The following is a 3,395-nucleotide window of genomic DNA, read 5'->3' as shown; positions in this document are numbered from 1 at the left end:
AGGGCAGCTCGGGCACCCCGCTACCGGAAGGCAGCTCGGGCACCCCGCTGCCCGATGGCGCCGTCCCGGCAGCGGAAGCAAGCCCCGCGCCGGTCCCCGCCGCGGTGGCCCCGGAAGGTAGTACAGGCACACCGATTGCCGAGGGCAGTGCGGGCACGCCTGCACCCGCCGGTCCTACCCTCACGACCACCGTTGTGGTTCCCGCCCCACCTGCCTGATCCGTCGGGGACTCAGGAGTGCGACGCCCACCAGTTGTACAGCTGGACCATGTTCGGCCCCTGCGGGCCTGACTGCACCTCGCTGAGCATCAGGTCTGCGTCGGTAGTCCACGCGACCGTCGGTCGGCTCTGCACAAACCCGCACACCAACGTGCCGGCTTCCTGTTGTGGTGTCGCATTGCGGCGCCACGGCCCCGGCGACTGGATGTTGCCCGGGCAGTCCACCACCGACGACGTTTCGACGATCCCGTCGAACAATGCGCGTAGCGACTCGGTGTCCCCCGCCAGGGTGTAGCTGGCCGTCAGTGGGCCGCCCAGGTCGGTGTTCTCCGTGCAACTGAACTGCGCCAGCGCATCTTTCGGCGGAACGACGACTTCACACGCATCAGCGTCGTAACCGTCGGGCAGCATCTCGAACAACCGCGCTTCGGACTGTTGCGACGATGCGGTTGTCGACGTGGTGGCCGGACCGCCGCCTGTCGCCTCGGACTCCTCGGACGACGGCCAGAACGACCACGCGATCACGCCCAATCCCACGACCGCCACCGTCGCGACGGCAAGAAGCACGACAGGACGGCGATCCTGCTGTACCGGTCGGGGATTCACCGACAGCGGCGCGTCGAATCGGCGGTCGGCGGCGCCCGCTGTCTGTTCCCGGATGCTGTCGGCGTGCAGCGGGCCGGTGTCGCCGTCGTCGGGTTCTGGCTCGTGGGAGCTCATCTCGCCAAGCGTAGTGCGCACCGGAGTCCGGTGGCGCGAGGCGCACCCGCCAGGGAAACGCCCGGAGTACGGACATCGAGTCGACCAGCTAGGCAGTGTTCAACGGTGTACGCGTCCAGGCAGAAGCGTCCCCGCGGGGCCCCCTGCCGTGATGCGAATTCTCTCCGGGTCGGTACGGAGGGGAAGGCCGGTGCACACCAAGGTGCCGCCCTGCGGCCAGTCTCAATGAGCCGGCCACGAAGCCCACACCGGCCATGACGACTCCGGCGGACAGTGCCAGGCCCGCGCGGGCCGACGCCCGGTCACCCTGTATCGCTCCCGTGATCGAACTGGTGATTCCCGCCCGAATGGCGGATCGCAGGTGCGGCGGCACAATCGATGATCCCTGCCGGAGATCACCGGGCCTGAGGATCCGCGCGGCCGACTCGCCGGCCGAGTAACACCGCGACCGGAAGTACGGCCACGTGGCGCGCGACCGCGGTACTGCCCGCTGAACCACAGCAGCCGGTTCGAAGAGGAGTCGGCTCCCGTCCTGTCCGAGGCGTACGTCCGATCTGTCGCACTGCAGTAGCACTTCACGCCGGAAGGACACACTGGTACCGAGGTAACTGCGTACCGGAGTCCGCACCACGGGCATGCCGCGGTAGCTACAGCCGACCACCCAATCGAATTCGGGTGGGAACCATGCCGGACGACCCGTGCACCACTGAGGCATCACCCGTCCACCCACGGCCAGCACCTCCGGGTCGGAATACGGCGCGACGAGTGCCTCCAGCCAATGTGGCATTGCGAACGCATCGTCGTCGAGGATGGCCACGATGTCGGAGGTCGCTGCTGCGGCGGCGGTGTACCACCGGGCCCGCCGCCCCGTCCCGCCGGTGTCCGGGATCGCCACCACCCCGGGCAGTTCGAAGGACGCCCGGCGCAGCAGTGCGGGGTTGTCCTGGATGACGAGGATGATCTCCGCTGCCCCGTAGGTCTGCTGCCGCACCGACGTCACGGCCCGCACCATCTCGTTCCACCGGTCCTCGGTGTCGACGCAGATCGCTACCGCCACCGTGGGACCCGGACGGTGTGTCATCGTCGCCACCTCGCCTGCGCGCGCGGAGTTGCCGTCGTCACCGCAGCCGGCCGACGGGCACCCCGCCACCGGCTCACCAGATAGAACACCGGTCCGGCGAGAAGCCCGCGTCGCTCGATCCGAGTGAGATCGACCGGCAGCCCGGCACAGCCGCTCCGGTTGCGTCCCGAGGACGGCCTGACCGCCCGGACGAGGGCCGCCGGGCACCGGCGCAGGCATGCCGCCCAGATCCTGGGCTCCCGCAACAGAACACTGGTCATCGCCACGCCCAGGCCGACACCGTAGTCGTGGGCCTGGTCAAGCAATCGCGCCACATCTCGGTCGTGGCGTCGCACGGCCACAGCCGAGGGTTGGTGAACCACTTCATGATCCAGAAGCACGCGCGCAAAGGCCGCCAGGTCGTCGCCTCCGCGCGCGGGCGTTCCGATCCCGGTGCCCGGGTCGAATCCCCCGAGTGCGCGTAGTACAGCCGTATCGAAGGCCATGTTGGCGCCGGAGCCCAGGCGGCGGGCGGTGGAGATGGACAGCGCAGCGCCGGTTCGGTGACGGCTGGTACCGACAACCATCTGGCTGAAGGGTCTGTCGGCGCTGTCGTGGTGGTGGCGCAGCAACTGTGCCGCAGTCACCAACTCGGTGGGTAGGACGAGGCCGGTGACGCACCCGACAGCGGCGCTGGCGTGGAACCCCTCGGCAATCGCGGCCAGCCAATGCCGGTCGACGGTCACGTCGTCATCGACGAACGCGATGATCGATCCCGTCGCCTCGCGCAGACCGCGGTTGCGGGCCGCGGCCAGACCCTCGCTGTTCTCACGGATGTACCGGACATACTGGTAGTAGCCATTACTCACCAGTGTCGCGGTGGCCGAGGTGTCCGGCGCGCTGTCGACGACAACGATCTCGTAGTCGGGGTAGGTCAGATCGAGTAGAGCGTCGAGGCAGGTGTGCAACAACCGCGGGCGGTCCCGGGTGGCGACCACCACGGTGATCCGCGGTGGATTCGCCAGGACCGTGCGGCGACGAGCGACACATCGCGGTGTCGAAGTCAGGGGGCCGGCGAGCTCCGTCCAGTCTCCCACCGCAGGTAACCCGTCGGCGACCAGGTGAGTGTTGGCGGCATCCCGTATCGATGACCACACCGTCGATGCATGTGTGAGCCACCGCAGATCACCTGTGCAGTCGAGAATCACCGTGCCCAATGGATGGGTGTGAAGCCGAACCAACACGAAGACAGTCCGAGCAACGCCGTCATCGTCGATCCGTTCCAGGACGTCCGGCGGAGCACCCAGGTCGACCTCGGCGCACACCGCCGGAAGATCGTCGAAGACGATGGGCCGCGTGATGTCCCGCGTCGCTCGGACGTGATGGGGAGGCGCATC

At 68.4% G+C, this 3,395-nt stretch carries 3 protein-coding genes and 1 pseudogene; all 4 read right to left on the bottom strand.

Annotated elements, in window-relative coordinates:
• Positions 1 to 184 (bottom strand): annotated as a pseudogene (locus WA965_RS11260) (hypothetical protein); the annotation flags it as partial.
• 46 nt (positions 185 to 230) lie between these two features.
• The gene (locus WA965_RS11255) at positions 231 to 938 is read right to left on the bottom strand and encodes a hypothetical protein (RefSeq protein ID WP_526302286.1); all 708 of its coding nucleotides are present in this window, start codon (positions 936 to 938) and stop codon (positions 231 to 233) included.
• 88 nt (positions 939 to 1,026) lie between these two features.
• Positions 1,027 to 2,019 (bottom strand): glycosyltransferase, encoded by a 993-nt coding sequence (locus tag WA965_RS11250; protein WP_526302284.1) that lies wholly within the window; start codon positions 2,017 to 2,019, stop codon positions 1,027 to 1,029.
• The coding region (locus tag WA965_RS11245; protein ID WP_526447516.1) for a glycosyltransferase family 2 protein at positions 2,016 to 3,395 on the bottom strand (1,380 nt) is incomplete at its 5' end. The genes WA965_RS11250 and WA965_RS11245, both read right to left, overlap by 4 nt.

Origin of the sequence: Mycobacterium sp., assembly GCF_049683935.1 — a bacterium.
In the GTDB taxonomy this organism is placed as follows: Bacteria; Actinomycetota; Actinomycetes; order Mycobacteriales; family Mycobacteriaceae; genus Mycobacterium.
The sequence above is the reverse complement of the archived record's forward strand: the minus strand, read 5'-3'. Positions and strand labels throughout refer to the sequence as shown.

What these genes read in the sequence shown, in the direction of transcription:
- WA965_RS11250 (WP_526302284.1), bottom strand. Translation starts at nt 2,019, where the DNA reads ATGACACACCGTCCGGGTCCCACGGTGGCGGTAGCGATCTGCGTCGAC.
- WA965_RS11255 (WP_526302286.1), bottom strand. Translation starts at nt 938, where the DNA reads ATGAGCTCCCACGAGCCAGAACCCGACGACGGCGACACCGGCCCGCTG.